Annotated in this window: 16 protein-coding genes and 1 tRNA gene; 4 read left to right on the top strand and 13 right to left on the bottom strand. The window is 36.0% G+C overall.

Translation table 11 applies throughout. From position 1 onward, the window contains the following. Positions 1-69: 69 nt before the first annotated feature. From ACFIL3_RS03065 to ACFIL3_RS03050, 4 genes are all read right to left on the bottom strand, one after another. Positions 70-145, bottom strand: a tRNA-Thr gene (locus tag ACFIL3_RS03065). Positions 146-340: 195 nt separating this feature from the next. Beyond that, positions 341-1,699: an acetyl-CoA carboxylase biotin carboxylase subunit gene (accC, locus tag ACFIL3_RS03060; protein ID WP_375613402.1), complete on the bottom strand. Its 1,359-nt coding sequence runs from the start codon at positions 1,697-1,699 to the stop codon at positions 341-343. Between the two features lie 14 nt (positions 1,700-1,713). Next, positions 1,714-2,211: an acetyl-CoA carboxylase biotin carboxyl carrier protein gene (gene accB / locus ACFIL3_RS03055; protein WP_375613403.1), complete on the bottom strand. Its 498-nt coding sequence runs from the start codon at positions 2,209-2,211 to the stop codon at positions 1,714-1,716. Between the two features lie 242 nt (positions 2,212-2,453). Beyond that, positions 2,454-3,326 (bottom strand): DsbA family protein, encoded by an 873-nt coding sequence (locus ACFIL3_RS03050; RefSeq protein ID WP_375621287.1) that lies wholly within the window; start codon positions 3,324-3,326, stop codon positions 2,454-2,456. A 345-nt stretch (positions 3,327-3,671) separates the two neighbouring features. Between ACFIL3_RS03050 and glpD the strand changes: the two genes are divergently transcribed. From glpD to cobT, 3 genes are all read left to right on the top strand, one after another. Further along, complete coding sequence (glpD, locus tag ACFIL3_RS03045; protein ID WP_375628154.1) at positions 3,672-5,201, top strand: glycerol-3-phosphate dehydrogenase; 1,530 nt, start codon at positions 3,672-3,674, stop codon at positions 5,199-5,201. Positions 5,202-5,900: 699 nt separating this feature from the next. After that, positions 5,901-6,881 (top strand): tRNA dihydrouridine(20/20a) synthase DusA, encoded by a 981-nt coding sequence (gene dusA, locus ACFIL3_RS03040; RefSeq protein ID WP_375613406.1) that lies wholly within the window; start codon positions 5,901-5,903, stop codon positions 6,879-6,881. 393 nt (positions 6,882-7,274) lie between these two features. Next, a complete protein-coding gene (gene cobT, locus ACFIL3_RS03035; protein WP_375681827.1) occupies positions 7,275-8,282 on the top strand; it encodes a nicotinate-nucleotide--dimethylbenzimidazole phosphoribosyltransferase in 1,008 nt (335 codons plus the stop codon). Between the two features lie 26 nt (positions 8,283-8,308). On the opposite strand, the gene ACFIL3_RS03030 is transcribed toward cobT, so the two are convergent. The 7 genes from ACFIL3_RS03030 to topA form a co-directional block, all read right to left on the bottom strand. Beyond that, positions 8,309-8,800: an Lrp/AsnC family transcriptional regulator gene (locus ACFIL3_RS03030; RefSeq protein ID WP_015856433.1), complete on the bottom strand. Its 492-nt coding sequence runs from the start codon at positions 8,798-8,800 to the stop codon at positions 8,309-8,311. A 21-nt stretch (positions 8,801-8,821) separates the two neighbouring features. After that, positions 8,822-9,451: a uracil-DNA glycosylase family protein gene (locus ACFIL3_RS03025; protein WP_375613408.1), complete on the bottom strand. Its 630-nt coding sequence runs from the start codon at positions 9,449-9,451 to the stop codon at positions 8,822-8,824. A gap of 28 nt (positions 9,452-9,479) precedes the next feature. Continuing rightward, entirely contained in the window at positions 9,480-10,043 is a 564-nt protein-coding gene (locus tag ACFIL3_RS03020; protein ID WP_375681826.1) for a thermonuclease family protein, read from the bottom strand. 331 nt (positions 10,044-10,374) lie between these two features. Beyond that, complete coding sequence (gene rpmG / locus ACFIL3_RS03015) at positions 10,375-10,542, bottom strand: 50S ribosomal protein L33 (RefSeq protein ID WP_004864083.1); 168 nt, start codon at positions 10,540-10,542, stop codon at positions 10,375-10,377. Between the two features lie 102 nt (positions 10,543-10,644). Further along, complete coding sequence (locus ACFIL3_RS03010) at positions 10,645-11,817, bottom strand: MFS transporter (RefSeq protein WP_375681825.1); 1,173 nt, start codon at positions 11,815-11,817, stop codon at positions 10,645-10,647. A gap of 265 nt (positions 11,818-12,082) precedes the next feature. After that, entirely contained in the window at positions 12,083-14,359 is a 2,277-nt protein-coding gene (gene rnr, locus ACFIL3_RS03005; protein WP_375650382.1) for a ribonuclease R, read from the bottom strand. Positions 14,360-14,362: 3 nt separating this feature from the next. Then, complete coding sequence (gene topA, locus ACFIL3_RS03000; protein ID WP_375611939.1) at positions 14,363-16,936, bottom strand: type I DNA topoisomerase; 2,574 nt, start codon at positions 16,934-16,936, stop codon at positions 14,363-14,365. A gap of 264 nt (positions 16,937-17,200) precedes the next feature. Between topA and ACFIL3_RS02995 the strand changes: the two genes are divergently transcribed. Continuing rightward, a complete protein-coding gene (locus ACFIL3_RS02995; protein WP_005773510.1) occupies positions 17,201-17,407 on the top strand; it encodes a hypothetical protein in 207 nt (68 codons plus the stop codon). Here ACFIL3_RS02995 and dprA read toward each other — a convergent pair. Both dprA and plsY read right to left on the bottom strand, forming a co-directional pair. Beyond that, complete coding sequence (gene dprA / locus ACFIL3_RS02990; protein WP_375613411.1) at positions 17,337-18,569, bottom strand: DNA-processing protein DprA; 1,233 nt, start codon at positions 18,567-18,569, stop codon at positions 17,337-17,339. The genes ACFIL3_RS02995 and dprA overlap by 71 nt on opposite strands. Then, on the bottom strand, positions 18,526-19,158 hold the full coding sequence (plsY, locus tag ACFIL3_RS02985; protein WP_375611937.1) for a glycerol-3-phosphate 1-O-acyltransferase PlsY: 633 nt from the start codon (positions 19,156-19,158) through the stop codon (positions 18,526-18,528). Before plsY ends, dprA begins: the two co-directional genes overlap by 44 nt. Between the last annotated feature and the right edge of the window lie 7 nt (positions 19,159-19,165).

The raw sequence follows: 19,165 nt of genomic DNA, 5'->3' as shown, positions 1-19,165 counted from the left end.
TTATTTACGCGTCCCTCACTATAAAAAATATATGGAAAATCAATAAATTATTTTGGATAAAAAAGAGCATGGTGCCCCCAGAGAGACTCGAACTCCCGACCCCCTGATTACAAATCAGGTGCTCTACCAACTGAGCTATAAGGGCGTAACCATGTAGGAGTTAGCACAAACTAACAAAAAGGAAAACAGAAAATTATTAAATTTTATGTATATTAAAAGAAAACTATATAAAAAATAACCAATTTATTTCCTTTTTCCACTTTTTACAGCAAGGTTGGAACTATCCTTATGTTGATATCTTATAGAATCTTTTATAAGAATGCACCGTTTTGCTATCGAATTACGAATCTGAAGACTTTGATTGATGAGCAAGGTAATTTTCTAGCCAGTGAATATTATAATTACCATCAGCAACATCTTGATTATTAATAAGATCGCGAAAAAGAGGCAGTGTAGTTTTTATCCCATCGACGACAAATTCATCTAAAGCACGCCGTAAACGCATCATACATTCTAAACGGGTACGTCCATGAACAATCAGCTTTCCAATCATGCTATCATAGTAAGGAGGAATGCGATAACCTGAATAAGCGCCTGAATCAACACGAATCCCTAAACCTCCAGGTGTATGAAAATGTGTAATGGTTCCAGGTGATGGCGTAAAGTTAATAGGATCTTCTGCATTAATACGGCATTCAATGGCATGACCAGAAAAACAGACTTCATCTTGTGTCACTGAAAGTTTACAGCCTGATGCAATATGGATTTGTTCGTGGACTAAATCTATACCTGTAATTGCTTCAGTTACAGGATGCTCGACTTGTAAACGTGTATTCATTTCAATAAAATAAAATTCGCCATTTTCATAAAGAAATTCAATAGTACCAGCTCCACGATATCCAAGTTGGGCACAAGCATTTGCAACAATATTTCCAATTTTTTTCCGTTCAGTTTCATTAAGTGCAGGTGACGTAGCTTCTTCCCATACTTTTTGATGCCGTCGTTGAAGTGAACAATCGCGTTCTCCTAAATGAATAGCATTTCCCGCACCATCACCTATGACTTGAATTTCAATATGACGGGGTTTTTCTAAATATTTTTCTATGTAAACAGCGTCATCACCAAAAGCAGCTTTCGCTTCTGAACGCGTTGTTTTGAGAGCTATAGAAAATTCTTGTTCAGAATGAACGACTTTCATACCACGTCCGCCACCACCGGCAGAAGCTTTTATAATAACTGGATAACCAATTTCACGAGCAGTGCGTAAAGCATCTGATTCTTCAGTGACTGCTCCATCTGAACCTGGAACTACAGGAATACCAAGTTTTTTGGCGGTTTTCTTTGCTTCGATTTTATCGCCCATGATGCGGATATGAGTAGCTGTTGGACCGATGAATGTAATATCATGGGCTTCTAGAACATCTGCAAATTTTGCATTTTCAGAAAGAAAGCCATAACCTGGATGAACAGCATCCGCTCCTGTAATTTCACAAGCAGCAATAATTTGCTGAATACTCAAATAAGAATCACGAGCGGGAGGAGGGCCAATACAAACACTTTCGTCAGCAAGACGAACATGCATTGCATCTGCATCAGCGGTAGAGTGAACAGCCACGGTTTTTATGCCAAGTTCTTTACATGCACGTAAAACGCGAAGAGCAATTTCTCCTCGATTAGCAATGAGGATTTTTCGAATCATGGTTGCCCCTCGCTTTATTCAACAATAATAAGTGGTTCACCAAATTCAACAGGTTGACCATCTTTGACAAGAACAGTGGTTACCGTACCGGAGCGCGGTGATGAAATTTGATTCATTGTTTTCATGGCTTCAATAATAAGTAATGTCTCCCCTTCAGAAACATTTTGTCCTACTTCTACAAAAGGTTGTGCGCCTGGTGAGGGTGCAAGATAAGCTGTTCCAACCATTGGAGAGGTTATTGTGTTTTTTGATTTATCTTCTTGGATAGATTGTATAGGAGATTCAGCTGTTGGAACTGGAGAAGATGTTACAGAAAAAGTAGGAGTAGAAACAGGGGCATAGATTGCTTGCTCAGAAGAAGTTAAGGTATTTTGGCGTGAGACACAAATACGAAGCTCCCCTTGTTCAACTTCAATGTTCGTTAAATTTGTATCATTCAAAATTTCAGCAAGATCACGAATAATTTTCGTATCAATTGCGGTTTTTGCCGAATCCATTTTTTTTGTTGCCATTTTATTTCTAACTCCTTGATCAATGAAGATCGTCATTATCTCATTTTATGACCGAATATCTCTAGATTAGGGATGACATCTTTTGAGGCTTTAAAGATTTTTATTTCCTTTAAATCATTATACTTTGCAATTTAAAACTTGTATCTGCTTTACGTAAAATTGCACTTATAAGCCTGTTATCAAAAAAGAGAAAGCATAAAATTACCTCATTTACAGTATTCTTCCTAAAACGGATCAGGTATTCACTGTGTATTATCTATCGCTTGTTTTAGAATATCTTGTCTGGCTGCGCCGATGAATATTTTATCACCAATGATGTAAGAAGGTGTTCCCGTAATATGAAGTGCAGAGGCAATTTGAATGTTTTCTTTAAAAGCGTTTTGCAGAGTGGGATCTTTTATTGCATTATGTAGTTTTTTTTCATCTGCTCCTAATGAAACAGCTACTTTAATAGCTTTAGCTTCATTTGCACGACCCTGATACATTAAAAGCGTTTTGTGAAACTGAGGATATTTCTCTGGAAATTGTTTTCGAAATGCGTAGGCAACAGTATGGGCTGCCATAGAATCAGAGCTTAAAATTGGTAAGTCCTTGATAATAACCTTTAAATCTGGATATTCTTTTATCAAGTCTTCTATATTTGAATAGGAAATTTTACAATAACCACAGTTGTAATCAAAAAAATTGACAAGCACTCTTTTACCATTTGGGTTTCCCAAAACAGCGTCATGAGGAGAATGAAAAATCTCTTTTTCTAATGAATGAATGACAGAAGTTTGTTTTTGGTTTTCGTATTCATTCTGTTTTTCCAGCTTATCTTGAAGAATAAGCTGCATTTCAATCATAATTTCTGGATGAGTAAGAAGATACTCTCTGACGATTTGTTGAATATGATGAGAATCAGTATGTGGTATCATTTTTTCTTTAAGCTTAGATAAAAAGCTAGAATCTTCCAAAAGTTGTGATTTAAGCTTTTCTAAGCTTAAATCATTTGCTGTTTTTGAGTGTGATGTTGCGTTTGATAAAGAAGGTAAAAAGATTAAAATACTCGACATAACTATGACTAAAATTTTTGAAAAAAGTGTTATTTTCGAGTTTTGAGAGTGATAATTCATTTGTATACCTTCACATTTTTTAGGGTGTCATTGAGTGAACTATATGAAAAGCGCTATCTATGTGCAATGAAGCATTTAGTTATAGTGTATCTTTAAGAATGAGAAAAAACATCAATTTTTCTCTAAAAAGATTTCATATGATAAACCTTGGCTTGGTAAGGATTATGTTTTGTAAAAGATAAAAAAAATCTCTTTAATTTGTCAAATGTTGTTTTGATGTATAAGGGTATCAAAAGCTTTTTGTGCGTGTTTATTTTAGGAAAAAGTACGTTGATAATACAATGAAGAACATTTGTATTATTTTTTCCTGTTGCTTTATTGAGTACTGAGAAACAAAATTAAATAATGAAAAGTGAAATTATGAAAACCACAACACATTATGATCTGTTTATCATTGGAGGAGGGATAAACGGCTGTGGATTGGCAAGAGATGCAGCAGGACGCGGATTTAAAGTGGGATTGGCTGAAATGAACGATCTTGCATCTGGGACCTCAAGTGCGTCAACAAAGCTTATTCATGGTGGGCTTCGTTATCTTGAACACTATGAGTTCAAACTTGTTCGTGAAGCATTGAAAGAACGCGAGATTATTTTACGTATGGCTCCACATATTGTGCGTCCTTTGCGTTTTCTCCTTCCTTATCATAAAGAATTGCGCCCTGCTTGGATGTTGCGTTTTGGACTTTTTATTTATGATTATTTAGGGAATTGGAATCAGAAATTGTGGCGCAGTAAAACGATTAATTTTTCACAAAAATTTTGCTCTACACTGAAGAAAGAATATCAGAGAGGTTTTGAATATTCTGATGCAAGAGTAGATGATGCGCGTTTAGTTATTGGCAATGCTCGTGATGCAGAAAAGTGGGGAGCTGATATAAAAGTACGAACAGAAGTTCTCTCTTTAAAAAAAGAAGACAATAAATGGCGTATCTTTCTTCAAGACAAGTTAAGTAGCAAAGAATATAGTGTCACAGCTTCTTATGTCGCGAATATGACAGGTCCTTGGATTGATCATGTTTTAGCAAGCATATTAGATTGTAAAGAACATTCACCAGTACGGCTTGTTAGAGGTTCTCATATTTTGGTTCCCAAGCTTTATACTCATGATCGTGCTTATATTTTTCAAAATGGTGATGGGCGTATTATATTTGCTATTCCGTATCAAGAAGAGTTTACCTTACTTGGAACAACAGATTGTAATTATCAAGGAGATCCGGCTGACGTTCATATTACTGATACAGAAATTGATTATATTTGTGCAGCAGCCAGTGAATATTTCATACAACCAGTGTTGCCTGAAACGATTGTCTGGTCTTACTCGGGAGTTCGTCCACTCTATGATGATGGAGCTTCAAAAGCACAAGAAATTACGCGCGATTATGTTTTAAAAGAAATGGGAACAGGAACGACACCAAAGATACTTAATCTTTATGGTGGAAAGATTACAACTTATCGTAAGTTGGCTGAAGATGCGATGAAATTTGTTGAAAAAGAGCTTGGTAAAAAGAGAGCATCATGGACGGCTAAGGCAGTACTTCCAGGGGGTGATTTTCCCTATAACAAATTAGATACAATCGAAAATAGGATTGCTCTTTTGATGCCAGATTTAGATGCTTTTACACATCGCAGGCTTGCACGCTCCTACGGTACGGAAGCATTGGTGATCTTTGCACATGGTAAGGCAAATAAAGGAAAAAATTTTGGACATGGGCTTTATGAAGTAGAAGTAAAATGGTTGATGGAAAAAGAATGGGCTAAAGTATGTGAAGATGTGTTATGGCGTCGTTCAAAACTGGGTCTCCTATTTAATGAACAAGAGGTTGATACTCTTTCTTCCTATATGCAAAGCCAACAAGAGATTGAACAACTTTTATGATCATTTTATTTTACAGATTTTATCTGCAATATTGTAAAATATTTTCCTTAAAGAGATACTGATATCAGTCATAGATATTAAAAAGGCAATGGCTGTCTATACCCTGATTTTAGTTTTTTTTGCAAGAATCACAAAATGGCAAAATTAGATAGAATATTTAGGATGAAATTTGTCTATCTTATAAAGTGAAATTCAAGAATGTTACCAAGAATAACTCATTGAAAAAAATGATTTATAATTAGATTCATGTGAAATAAGGATTTTTATTCTTTCTTTAGGAGAAGATAAAGATACTTTCTGTAGCATTTATTTGCACAATAAGTTAAAAAAATCTAAAGAAAATTAAATCTATTATAAAAAATTGTATAATGTGTTAGTTTAGCATTTATTATCTTAAATGCTGTGCTAAATCATGTAAGGATGGAGGCTTGATGAGCGTAAGAAGAACTTGTAAATGAGTTTTTTATATTATGGTGAAAATCTTCTTTTTTCATGTTTATATACCTAAACACTAATCTATGAGAAATGCGATATTGTGTTTTATCATGATTGATTGTAGTAAACCTTGATATCAATTGAAAATAATGAACTGTTATTATACTCATGATAGTATAAGAGAATAAAATTTTCCGTAAACTAAAAGTAAGTATTTTTCTATGTATAAAGAGAGAGCTATAGGGACGTGAGAGTAATACCCTCATGATATTTTACAACCTTCCATCGCCTATAAAATTTGCAGTAGCACCAATGTTGGACTGGACAGACCGACATTGCAGGTTTTTTTATCGTCTTTTAACGAAAAAAGCTCTCCTTTATACGGAAATGATGGTAGCAGATGCTGTCATTCATGGTGTTCGCGAACAATTGTTGGCTTTTAGCGATAAAGAACGTCCAGTTGCATTACAACTAGGGGGGGCTGATCCGAGAAAGTTAGCAGAAGCTGCACGAATTGCTGAGGATTTTGGCTACAACGAAATAAATCTTAATGTCGGGTGCCCATCAAATCGTGTTCAAGCAGGTGTCTTTGGGGCTTGTTTGATGCTACATCCAGACATTGTGGCAAATGCCGTGGAAGCGATGAAACGAGAGGTTACTATACCTGTAACTGTCAAATGTCGGATTGGAGTGGACGAACAAGATGAAGAGTTAGCGTTAGATCTTTTGGCTAATCAGGTTTGGAATGCTGGATGTGATGCGCTCTGGATACATGCACGCAAGGCATGGCTGCAAGGATTGAGTCCGAAAGAAAACCGTAATATTCCGCCCCTTAATTATGAAAGAGTTTACAAATTAAAACGTAAATATCCTCATAAATTCATTGGGATAAATGGTGGAATTAAATCGATTGATGAGATCAAAGAACACTTAACTTTCTGTGATGCTGTCATGGTTGGTCGCCAAGTTTATCATAATCCAGCTTTGTTAAAACATATTGATTTTGAACTCTATGGTGAGACGCAAAATAATCTGAGTGAGAGTGATCTTATTGAGGTTATGTGTGATTATACAGCTCGACATATTGCATCGGGGGGGCGGCTTTCTCATGTGACACGTCACATGATTGGTTTATTTCATGGGCGGGGTGGGGCACGTCGATGGAGGCAAATATTATCAAATGATGCGACAAAACCAAATGCAGATATATGTATTTTAAAAGAAGCTTTTTATGCTCTCATTTAATAATAGCCTAATAATTAACATATATTAAAGTTGAGATCCTTTGCGTTTGGATGTCTTTGCGATAATTTTGATCTCTTCAATTTTATAAGTTTTTGAAAGTTTATAACTTTTATTATGCATAAGAATTGTTGGAATGTATATATTAAACGGCATGCTGATTATGCCTATTAAATAAAAAATAGGTTAAGGGTATCACTGTAAAGGTAATCATAAGATATTAATAACATTTTGAATCTTGCACGTTTGTTATTAGGGTTGAAAATAGAATGTAGAAATTATTGCTTTCATAGTATTTAACATTTTTAAAGCACTGTTAAAAAAACAATAAATTATTCATATCCTGTATATATGACGGGATTTTCATAAACATTGTAGATTTTAAAAGGTATCCTTATGACCGCTAGTCCATTTGATGATTTTCGTGCTTTGCTTACAAATTTACCTGTTGCTGATGAGTTTTCTATAATTTTGGCAAAAAAACGGCAAAAAGACTTAACAAAAGAGCAAGGAACATTAGGAAAACTAGGAGATATTGCTGTTTGGTATGCGGGGTGGAGGGGTACAGAAAAACCTATCGTAACGAGACCTTTGGTCGCTATTTTTTCTGGAAATCATGGTATTGTAGAGGAGAATATTACACCATTTCCACAATCTATGACACAAAAAATGGTAGAAAATTTTGCCTCTGGTGGAGCTGCTATCAATCAAATTTGTATTGCTTATGATCTTGGATTAAAAATATTTGATTTAGCATTAGAATATCCAACAATGAATATTACGAAGGATGCCGCAATGGATGAGCGGAGTGCGGCTGCTACAATGGCATTTGGAATGGAATCCATTGCGGGTGGAACAGATCTTTTATGTATTGGAGAAATGGGAATTGGAAACACAGCAATAGCTTCAGCTTTATGCTTAGCATTGTTTGGAGGGGAAGTGGAAGAATGGACAGGAAATGGTATGGAATCAGAAGGTGATTTTTATCAGCGTAAAATTGCAGCGGTTAAGACAGCTATTTCTTTGCACAAGGATTATTTCAATGATCCTTTTGAGATAATGCGTCGCTTAGGAGGACGTGAGATTGCTGCTATGGTTGGTGCTATTTTAGCAGCAAGAATAGAAAAAATACCCGTTATTTTAGATGGTTTTGTGGCAACAGTAGCTGCAGCGGTTCTTTATAAAATGCATCCAAAAGCTCTTGATCATACCCTTGTTGGACATGTTTCTTCTGAGACAGCTCATCGTAAACTTTTAAAAAAAATTGGCAAAGAACCACTTCTAGATTTGGGGATGCGTCTTGGTGAAGGGACAGGAGCAGCTATGGCAGCTGGTATCGTCAAAGCCGCTGTTTTAACACATGCACAAATGGCAGTTTTGGAACAAGAAAGTTTGAATGCCTAAAAGATCATGAGACGGATATAAAAATCTTAAGAGTTTTGTTCATGCGTCTTGTCGTGTAATTTAATATAATTAAGTGGAAGTTCCGTTGTATATTTAATCTGTTCCATTGCGAAAGAAGATGAGACATCACGGATATCAATTTTAGAAATTAATTTTTTATAAAAAAGATCATAAGCTTCAATGTTGGGCACAACAACACGCAATAAATAGTCAATATCTCCACTCATTCGATAAAATTCAATGACTTCACGGAATTCTTGCACAATTTTTGAAAAACGCTTAAACCATTCATGACTATGTGTATTTGTGCGAATAGACACAAAAACAGTGACGTGTGCGTTTACTTTTTCTGGAGAAAGAACAGCAACACGACGCTGAATGACGCCATCTTCTTCAAGTTTTTGAATTCTACGCCAGCAAGGAGTGGTCGAAAGTCCCACTTTTTTAGCAATATCAGCAACAGAAAGTGTCGCATTTTCTTGCAAAAGATGTAAAATTTTTCGGTCAAGACGATCCATATTTTTTCTCAATATTTTAATTTATAAAAATTTACGCACTAAACAACGCAGATATACAATAAGCTCATCGTTAAACCATGGGTTTTTCTGTAACCAAGAAGTATTTCGCCATGACGGATGAGGCAAAGGCATAACATTATAGCCTCGAGGTTGAGGAATGGAAAGAATATTTCTCCAATCACCAACAGTTGCAGAAACGGTTTTATGTTTTAATTCTGTAATGTGCCACTTTTGCGCATAACTGCCAATAGCAAGAACAAGCTTTATTTGAGGCATTGCCTGAAATATCTTTTCATGCCATATTTCTCGACATTCACGTCTTGGTGGTAAATCAGCTTTATTTTTATCATAACCTGGAAAACAAAATCCCATAGGAACAATAGCAAAGAGAGATTTATTATAAAATTCTTCTTTCGTGACACCTAGCCAATTACGCAATTTTTCGCCAGAGCGATCATTAAAAGGGATAGAAGTTTCATGGACACGCAACCCTGGCGCTTGGCCTGCAATTGCAATCGAAGCAGTATCGGATAAATAAACGACAGGGTTTGGTTCATGAGGAAGAGGAGGAAAATAATGGGGTTGTTGGACGCAAACACGACAGGAATAGATCTCTTTTTCAAGTTTGATAATTGGGCTACATTGTTTCATTAGTAAATAAAATTAAAAAATATTTTTTTTATTCTGTGCGAGGATTTGCTTTGCGCCATTCTTTTGGTCGTTGAAAACTTGATGCCCATATTCCTTTCTTTTTCTTTCTAGCTTCTTGCTCTTCTTTGGGGTATTCATAATAATTTACAGCCCAACCATTATGTACAAGTGTTGCGTTGATATTGCTAACTTGTTTTGTTTTACATGTTGCAAGAATACGGCGATATTTATCTGTTTTTTGCCAGTGACATGTAACAGTTTGATTTTTTAATAGTTTTTCTAAATATTTCTTTGCTTCAATCCCACAAGGGTAGCGTGCTTCTTTTTTTCCACAAAATTGGTGGAGTTCAGGAGCATCAATTCCAGCTAGTCGAATCTTAATTGAAGAAATCATAATGGTATCGCCATCAATGATTAATGCATTTCCTTCAACAGTGTTTTGAGAAGAAAATTTTTCTTTTTGAGGCAACAGCTGAGTTTTCTTAAAATAAGTTGACATAATGATAAGAATGCTAGCAGCGACAAAAATACTGAAACCGATAACTTTTAGATTAAAGCTTCTTAGATTAAAATGAGAAAAAGATTTTTTCATGAAATAAAGAAACTGCTAACATTATTATAACTCTATTTTAGTATTGTTTATAATTGACCCGAGAAACTTTATTCATATGACGAAACAGTGTTTCGTTTTAATGACAAAATTTTCATTAGATATCACAATAATCAAATACTCATACAGAATATATGTAAGCAACTTAAATAATAAATCAACTTATCCAAATCCGTACAAAACATACAAAGTTTAAAGTAAACTTTTTAAACTTAAGGAAATAAAAAAACATCCCTCAAAAAATAACTTTGAAGAGCAATACTCCCACATTTCTTTTGGAGTATAAAATCTATCAATTTAATAATAATTTTATTTATTTAATTTTTGTTTCCTTAAATTCAACGTGCTTTTTTACAACTGGATCATATTTACGCTTGCTCATTTTATCTGTCATTGTACGGCTGTTTTTCTTTGTTACATAGAAAAAACCAGTATCTGCAGTTGATAAAAGCTTGATCTTAATGGTTGCTGCTTTAGCCATAATGTAAATACCCTATTTATACTGAAAAAATATTATTGCTGTCAAAACTTATTTCCGACATCATCAGATTTTCCGGCAACACTACGGATGTTCTCAAAAAAGTCAAGAGCTGATTAATTTTCTCATAAGTTGGACAAACACCAAAATGACATATAAACCGAAAAAAACAGCCATGGCTATTGAAAAACCAAAGGGTTTAAAGATATCCATGGATTTTCCGATAAAGGTCGGTCCGATGAGCATACCAATTCCATAACAAAAAATAAAAGCAGAATTAGCAGCAGCAAGTTCTTGCCCCTTGAGACGGGCTCCTAAATGTGCAAGACTAATTGTATAAAGGCTCGCTGATACACCACCCAGAAAAAACAAATCAAGCATCAGAATCCATGGATATTGAAGAATCCATGGTACTATAGAAGTTCCTATAAAACCTAGAATAGCGCAACTCATCAGCGGGTAGCGTCGATCTTTGGCGTAGTCGCTTATAATGCTGATAGGAATTAAGAGGAAAATATTCCCAAGTGCAAGGGTTGCCATAAAATGTGCTGCTTCATTCTCATTATAACCAATGGATAAACTAAAGGGTATTATAAGAGTTAATACGCCCATTTGAATGGCCCCGTAAACAAGGACCGCCATCATTGCACTTGGAACGTGAAAAAGATAACGAAAAAATGGCATATATTGATTTTTTTGAAATTCTGGACTTAATTTCCAAGCGGTAAGAATTGGTATAGTAGCAAGTATAATAAGGCTATATCCAACAGCAAAAGGAATAAATCCTTGTGTTCCCACTTTTGCTAGCAGCGTTAGACCTATTATAAACCCTAATCCTAAGACAATAGCATAAATAGAAAGGATCAAACCGCGTTTTTTTGGGGGAGCATAACTGTTGATCCAAAACTCTGACAGGATAAACATAACTGTCATGCTGAAATGTAATATAAACTTTAAAATAAACCAAATCCATATGGGATCAAAAAAATAGAATCCTAAAAAACTTAAAGATCCTATCGCCATCATAAGCAATATTGCTTGAGCGATTCCTAAGCATAAGGCAATTCGAGACGTAAAAATAGCTGCAATAATTGTGGCGATTCCACCAACTGTTCCACTATAGCCGATTGTACTGTTGGAAAGTCCTTTCTCTGCCATAAGAAGAGAGACAAGTTGTGTTCCCATTGCCAATGCTGTTCCAACAGTGCCAATGGTTGCAATAGCGGCAATAATTGCACGCAAAGAATTATTTTGAGAGTCAAAAGGTTTTTTTTTCATGAGAATGGCTTAAGGTACTCTTGTTTATTTAAACAATGAAAAGATGAGCTGAAATGAAAGGGAGCCAAAACTATCCTTTGCAGTTTCTCTCATTTTCTAAGTATAAAAAACTGCAAGATTTTTATATGGTTATTATAGACTTAACAATAAAATTTATCCTCTTGTATACTAAAGAAATAAGATTGTATATATAAATATTATATAATATAAGTCATTTCTTAAATTGAATTTATTATTCATATATATTCAATGGAGGGCAAGAAGATTAATTTTTTCTTTTCCCATAAAAAGTATACTTTTGTTTTTTTAATTTGTTTTTATGGTAGGATGTCGGTGAAAATTTTATTGGACGAGGTTTTGTTAACAGTTCAAAGCATAAAGCGCCAGCAAAAGGTTGTACCGTTATAAGTTTTACTTCTACAACATCACTGAGCTGATAGCCTTTATGGCTACGCTGTCCTACAAGAACATGTTGTGCTTCATCAAAATGATAATAATCATTTTTAAGTGTAGAAATATGGACAAAACCATCTGTATTGAGTTTATCAAGTGAGATAAAAAGACCTGCTTTTGTAACTCCGGAAATGCGGCCTGTAAAAATACGACCGATTTTATTCGTTAAATAGTGAGCAACAAGCCGATCAATCGTTTCTCTTTCAGCCATCATTGCACGGCGTTCGTATAAAGAAACTTGCGTAGCAATTTCTGCAAGATTTTGTTCTTGTGTATCTGTTAATTGATCATTTCCTAATTTGAGAGCTTTAATGAGTGCTCGATGAATAATGAGATCAGCATAACGACGGATTGGTGATGTAAAATGTGTATAGTTCTGCAAATTTAAACCAAAATGGCCACTATTTTTAGGGTTGTACTCTGCTTGTGATTGTGAACGCAAAATAACTTGATTGACTAGTTCTTGTTGTTGAGTATGAGCGACCTTTTCTAAAATTCTATTAAGGCGCGCTGAGGTAAGTTCGCTTCCGCGGGAGAGTGGTATCCCCAAACTTTGAAGAAAGCTCCGAAGTATTTCTTGCTTAGCAAGAGAAGGTTTTTCATGAATACGATAAATGAGCGGCTGGTGATGTTGTTTTAATGTTTCAGAAGCTGCAATATTAGCTTGTATCATAAACTCTTCAATTAAACGATGCGCTTCTAGTTGTGGTTCACTCACAACATCTTTTATGCATCCATTTTGATCAAGAATAATCTTTTTTTCTGCAATTTCTAATTCTAGTGGTTGGCGACGATTTCGCGCAGCTTTAAGGCATGCATAGGCTTCCCATAAGGGGTGCAAAATGCTCTCAAAAAGAGGGGTTATTTTTTCATTTATATTACCTTCAATTGCCAATTGTACTTCTTGATAAGAAAGTTTGGCTCTTACACGAATCATAGTACGATGAAAACTATGTTTTCGTTTATTACCGTTTGCATCAAAAATCATACGAACGGCTAAAGCTGGTCTTTCTTTTCCTTCACGCAGAGAACATAAATCATGAGAAAGGCGTTCAGGTAACATTGGCACAACGGTATCGGGAAAATAAACAGAATTTCCACGTTTCAATGCTTCTTTATCTAAAGCACTTCCTGTTTTGATATAATAAGAAACATCTGCAATGGCTACAATAATAATCCAACCATCATTATTTGCTGGATCCTTATCCTTGGTTGCATAAACTGCATCATCATGGTCTTTTGCATCTGGTGGATCAATTGTAATAAAGGGTAATTGTCGCCAATCTTCACGATTATCCATATTGGCAGCTTTGATATGTTTGGCTTGCTCAAGAACACTTTCAGGAAAAATATAAGGAATTCCTTTCGAAAGAAGCGCTATCATTGAGAGTGTTTTCTCACTCTTAATGTGCCCTAAAACATTCTTTATTTTTGCGCTCTTTAATCCGTAACCAGTATTTTTTTTTATTTCGACTTCAACGAGATCACCAATTTGAATCTTCATTTCTGGAGACATTTCAACAATGAGTTCATTGGTTTTGCGGTCTATAGGATCAAGGCGCCATTGATTATTTTCCAATTTTCGTACAATAGCAAATGCGCTTTTGGGAGATACATCAATTTTACGAATAATTCGTCCCGTATAAGGATGGCTTGAGCTTTCAGAATTTTTATTTCGAAAAACTTTTACAAGAATATGATCTCCAACACCAATATTACTTCCTGTTATGTGATGAAAAGAGTGTATTTCAATATTGGGCTTTGGAGAATCTTCCCATTCAAGAGGTTGTGCAATAAAACTTCCATCTTTATCACGTCCGCTAATTTTTACTAAAGAAACAGGGGGTAATTTTCCTTTGTTTATTGCTCTTTTGTGGTGTTTAGATATGAGATTTTGATCCTTTAACTCACGTAACATATCTCTAAGCCAGATACGAGAATCGCCTTTTAAGTTAAAAGCTTTAGCGATTTCTCGTTTACTTGAGTGGTTAGGATTCTCAATTATAAAGGAAAGGATTGCTTCCTTATTGGGAAAAGTTTTCCCCTTGAATGAAGAGAGATATTTTATGTTTTTTTCACCTTTAGCCAAAATTTATGTCTCTTTTATTTTTGCTTTTGTTTTAGAAGAAGCTCTTTTTGAAGTTGTTTTTTTACTCGATGCTTTAGCCGATATAAGTTCTAGTGCCTCTGGAAGTGTTACACTAATGGGATCTTTATCTTTTGGCAATGTTGCATTAATTTTACCCCAATTGACATAAGGACCATAACGCCCGTTGCGCACGGTAATGGTTCCTCCTTCGGGATGCTCTCCTAATGTTGCCAATGCTTCAGGTGTTGTTCTGCTTTGCCTGGTTTTGTTTTCTTGTTGTTCTGCTAATACTGTAACAGCGCGATTGATACCAATATCAAAAACTTCATCTGCATGAAGAAGGCGCGCAGATTTTCCATTATGGCTAAGATAGGGACCATATCGTCCAATCGTAGCCGTGATTGTTTTTCCGGTTTCAGGATGAATGCCAATTTCACGGGGAAGGGATAGTAAAGCCAAGGCTTTATCAAGGGTTACATTTTCTGCCTGCCATTCTTTTGGTAATCCTGCACGCTTAACTTCTTTGCTTTCACCAAGTTGAATATAGGGACCAAACCGGCCATTACGAAGAGAGATCTCTTTTCCTGTTTCAGGGTCAATACCAAGTATAACAGGTTCATCATTGCGTACAGCTTCATTCTCTTCTCCAGTATCTGTACCAAGTTGGTGTGTGTATTTACATTCGGGATAATTGGAACAGCCAACAAAAGCACCATAACGCCCAAGTTTTAATGATAATTGACCATTTTTACAAAGAGGACAGGAACGCACATCACTTCCATCTTCGCGTTCAGGAAAAGCGAGAGGTGCTAATGTTACATTTAAAGCATCAAGAACATTGGTTATACGGAGTTCTTGGATATTGCTAATAGATGCATTAAATCCATCCCAAAAATCTCGCAATACGTCTTTCCAAGAAAGTTTGCCATCAGAGATAAGATCCAGCTTTTCTTCAAGATCTGCTGTGAAACCATATTCTACATAGCGATTAAAAAAATTTTCAAGAAAGGCTGTAACAATACGTCCCTTGGCATCGGGAATAAGCTTTCGTTTATCAATGACAATATATCCACGGTCACACAATGTCGCTAATGTGGATGCATAAGTTGAAGGACGACCAATTCCTAACTCCTCAAGCTTTTTAATTAATGAAGCTTCAGAATAACGAGAAGGGGGCTCTGTGGTATGTTGTACAGATTCAACTTTTTCTTTTGTAAGTGCTTCACCAGTGTTTATTTGTGGTAAACGTGTTGTTTCATTTTCTTCATTATTTTCTTCGTCTCGTTGATCCGTGTAGACGGAAATAAAGCCATCAAAACGAACAACAGATCCTGTTGCCCGTAGATTTGCACGCTCTTCTCCTTGCTGTGCTTCAATTTCAACGGTTGTACGTTCAATGTCAGCAGAGCGCATTTGGCTGGCAATGGCACGCTTCCATATCAGATCATAGAGCTTTGCTTGATCGCTATCGAGAAAATTACGGACTTGACTAGGATTGCGTTGAAAATCTGTTGGGCGGATCGCTTCATGTGCTTCCTGTGCATTTTTTGCCTTTGTTGAATAAAAACGTGGCTTTTCAGGAATATAGTCTTTTCCGAAAGTTTCATGAATAACTTTTCGTGCTGAATCAATAGCCTCTGGTGCTATCTGCACACCATCGGTACGCATATAAGTAATAAGCCCTGCCGTTTCACCATTAATTTCAATGCCTTCATAAAGCTTTTGGGCAATTTGCATAGTGCGAGAAGCTGAAAAACCTAGTTTTGAAGAAGCTGCTTGTTGTAGTGTAGAAGTCGTAAATGGAGGAAAAGGATTTCTCTTTGTAGGTTTTGCTTCAACACTGAGTGTATGATATTGCGCTTTCTCCAGCATAAAGCGAATTTGGTCTGCTTGTTCTTGAGATTGAATATCAAGCTTGCCTATTTTTCTTTGATTAAACATTGTCAATCTTGCTTGGAAACTATCATTTCGGATGGTTTTTAACTGTGTTGTAATGGACCAATAATCTTCTTTGATAAAATGTTCTATTTCTGATTCACGATCACAAATAATACGCAAAGCAACCGATTGAACGCGTCCTGCTGAACGCGCACCAGGGAGTTTACGCCATAAAACAGGTGAAAGTGTAAAACCAACGAGATAATCGAGAGCACGACGTGCAAGATAAGCATCGACAAGGGATGTATCAATATCACGTGGATTATTCATAGCATCAAGCACAGACTTTTTGGTGATGGCATTGAAGACAACTCTTTTAATAGGTTTATCTTTTAAAACTTTTTTTTGACGAAGAACATCCAGAATATGCCATGAAATAGCTTCCCCTTCACGATCAGGGTCTGTTGCTAATATAAGGCTATCAGCTTCTTTAACGGCTTTTGCTATTTCATTTAAACGTTTAGCGGCAGCAGAATCTATATCCCATTTCATAGAAAAATCTTGATCCGGTAAAACAGAACCATCTTTTGCAGGTAAATCACGAACATGTCCAAATGATGCGACAACTTTGTATTGAGACCCAAGATATTTATTAATTGTTTTTGCTTTTGCTGGAGATTCAACGATAACGATATTCATAATTTTACCCAAATATTGAAATAAAAATTTTTTTATAAACGCCTTTTACGCGAATAGCTAATGCCAATTGCTTAAGAGCACATAAAAAAATATTAGCCATATAAAAAACATGAATATTGTACAACTTATGATTGTCATTATTAGAGTACACCCTATATAGAATTACACGATTTATTTTCCACTGTTATTACAAAAACATACGGCGAAATACTAAGATAACGTCTATTGAGAGGTAGGAGGGGAAATGCTCAAGGATAGAGGATTATGTTTATAAATCATTTAAAAGTTATCCAATATATTACAGACATGTCAAAGCAAATGAATCAGATGGCGCGTCAGGCGCACAGTCCGCTTTTAGCATTGCTTTTGGATATGGTTGCCAAAGAAGGGCAAAGCATTATTAATAGTGCTGAGGCTCTTGGGGAAGATCAAGATTCGACAATGACACACAACCACCAGAGTGTCGAATAAGCTTTCCAGCAAGCTCGAGTTCTACCAACAAGAGGTAGAGAGTTGGGAGTGAAATACCTGAGTGGATACTGAGTGTGTCTAAGTCGATTGGCGTTGTTGAAAGAGCGGAGAGAACTGCTGCACGTGCTGCATCATCATCTGCTAAAGAGAGATCGCTGTTTTTTTCATCTGCTAAATTAAAATTCTCCTTTTCAAGTTGTAAGGAGGATGGTTCCTCAAAAAAATTGAGTTGCGAATTTGGAAGCGGTGAAATTAATGGCGTAAGTGTTTCTATAATGTCAGAAGGATGTGTGGTGAGTAGAGCACCGTCTTTGATAAGATTGTTTGTACCAACAGATCTTGGATCAAGTGGAGAACCGGGAATGGCAAAAATTAGCCGTCCCATTTCAGCTGCTTGACGTGCGGTAATTAAGGACCCTGAGCGCAGGGCTGCCTCTACAACCAAGAGACCAAGTGATAGAGCTGCAATAATACGGTTTCTTCTTGGAAAATCGATAGCACGCGGCTTCCAAGAAATGGGCATTTCGCTGATGATGGCTCCACCGTTGGCAATAATATCTTCATGCAACTTTTTATTTTCAGGAGGATAGATATGATCAATTCCTCCCGCCATGACTGCAACAGTTCCTGTTTTTAAACTTGCTTGATGCGCAACGCTATCAATTCCACGAGCGAGCCCAGAAATTGTTACAAAGTCTGCTTCTCCGAGAAAACGCGCAAATTGAGCTGTAAGCTTTTTTCCAGCAGCTGAAGCATTTCGAGAACCTATAATTCCAATAGAAGTTTTTTGAAAAATTGAAACATTACCTTTGATAGCAATAAGCGGCGGGGGGGCTTCTGTAACCTTAAGAAAAGCTGGATAATCTGGTTCTCCCATACCAATAAACCGGACACCTAATCTTTCAGCCTCTTGCATTTCTTTTTCTGCATCTTCTAAGCTTGCTATTTTAATAGATACAGAACCACCCCCTTTTCTATTAAGCTCTGGCAGCGCTGCCAGAGCATTTTCTGCTGTTTTATAATGATCAATGAGATTGCGAAAACTAACAGCTCCAATATTTTCACTGCGCAATAACCGTAACCAGCTTAGACGTTGACGATCAGTAAGCAGGATTCCTTTATTTATCTCCGTGTTGCGTACCAATCTTACTTTCTTCCCCAATTAATAATCTACCGATATTTGCAGAATGTTTTATAAACACAAATACGCTCATCACAATCAGCATACAATAGAAATAAGAAGCGGAAAAATAAAAAACAAATATCGGTGTGATCGTAACAGCAATAAGCGCAGATAATGAAGAATAACGCATGAGGAGAAAAATCGCACTCCATACAATAATAAAAATAATTGCTGCAGGCCAATAGATTCCTAAGCAGACTCCTAGATAGGTAGCAACACCTTTGCCACCTTTAAATTTAAGCCATACGGGGAAAAGATGTCCTAAGAAAACAAAAAAGCCTGCTAGAGAAACAAGGATACTATTGTCTAGCGGATCACTAAAAAACTTTATAACGAAAACAACGATAGTTCCTTTCAACATATCACAAAGAAGTGTTAGAGCAGCAAGCTTTTTATTTCCTGTTCGTAAAACATTTGTTGCTCCAATATTGCCGGAACCGATTGTTCTTATATCACCAATTTTGAACAATTTCGTAAAAAGAAGCCCAAATGGAATCGAGCCAATGAGATAAGATACGAGGAAAATAAACCATGGAGTGGACTGAAAAAATATTTCTGCTTCATTCATTAAGAAT

The organism is Bartonella sp. CE47NXGY, from assembly GCF_042195415.1.
GTDB lineage: Bacteria > Pseudomonadota > Alphaproteobacteria > Rhizobiales > Rhizobiaceae > Bartonella.
This window is presented reverse-complemented; position numbering and strand designations above follow the sequence as displayed.

Excerpts from the sequence above, each read along its gene's own strand:
- accC (WP_375613402.1), bottom strand. The coding sequence starts at position 1,699 with ATGATTCGAAAAATCCTCATTGCTAATCGAGGAGAAATTGCTCTTCGC.
- accB (WP_375613403.1), bottom strand. The coding sequence starts at position 2,211 with ATGGCAACAAAAAAAATGGATTCGGCAAAAACCGCAATTGATACGAAA.
- ACFIL3_RS03050 (WP_375621287.1), bottom strand. The coding sequence starts at position 3,326 with ATGAATTATCACTCTCAAAACTCGAAAATAACACTTTTTTCAAAAATT.
- glpD (WP_375628154.1), top strand. The coding sequence starts at position 3,672 with ATGAAAAGTGAAATTATGAAAACCACAACACATTATGATCTGTTTATC.
- dusA (WP_375613406.1), top strand. The coding sequence starts at position 5,901 with ATGATATTTTACAACCTTCCATCGCCTATAAAATTTGCAGTAGCACCA.
- cobT (WP_375681827.1), top strand. The coding sequence starts at position 7,275 with ATGACCGCTAGTCCATTTGATGATTTTCGTGCTTTGCTTACAAATTTA.
- ACFIL3_RS03030 (WP_015856433.1), bottom strand. The coding sequence starts at position 8,800 with ATGGATCGTCTTGACCGAAAAATTTTACATCTTTTGCAAGAAAATGCG.
- ACFIL3_RS03025 (WP_375613408.1), bottom strand. The coding sequence starts at position 9,451 with ATGAAACAATGTAGCCCAATTATCAAACTTGAAAAAGAGATCTATTCC.
- ACFIL3_RS03020 (WP_375681826.1), bottom strand. The coding sequence starts at position 10,043 with ATGAAAAAATCTTTTTCTCATTTTAATCTAAGAAGCTTTAATCTAAAA.
- rpmG (WP_004864083.1), bottom strand. The coding sequence starts at position 10,542 with ATGGCTAAAGCAGCAACCATTAAGATCAAGCTTTTATCAACTGCAGAT.
- ACFIL3_RS03010 (WP_375681825.1), bottom strand. The coding sequence starts at position 11,817 with ATGAAAAAAAAACCTTTTGACTCTCAAAATAATTCTTTGCGTGCAATT.
- topA (WP_375611939.1), bottom strand. The coding sequence starts at position 16,936 with ATGAATATCGTTATCGTTGAATCTCCAGCAAAAGCAAAAACAATTAAT.
- ACFIL3_RS02995 (WP_005773510.1), top strand. The coding sequence starts at position 17,201 with ATGTTTATAAATCATTTAAAAGTTATCCAATATATTACAGACATGTCA.
- plsY (WP_375611937.1), bottom strand. The coding sequence starts at position 19,158 with ATGAATGAAGCAGAAATATTTTTTCAGTCCACTCCATGGTTTATTTTC.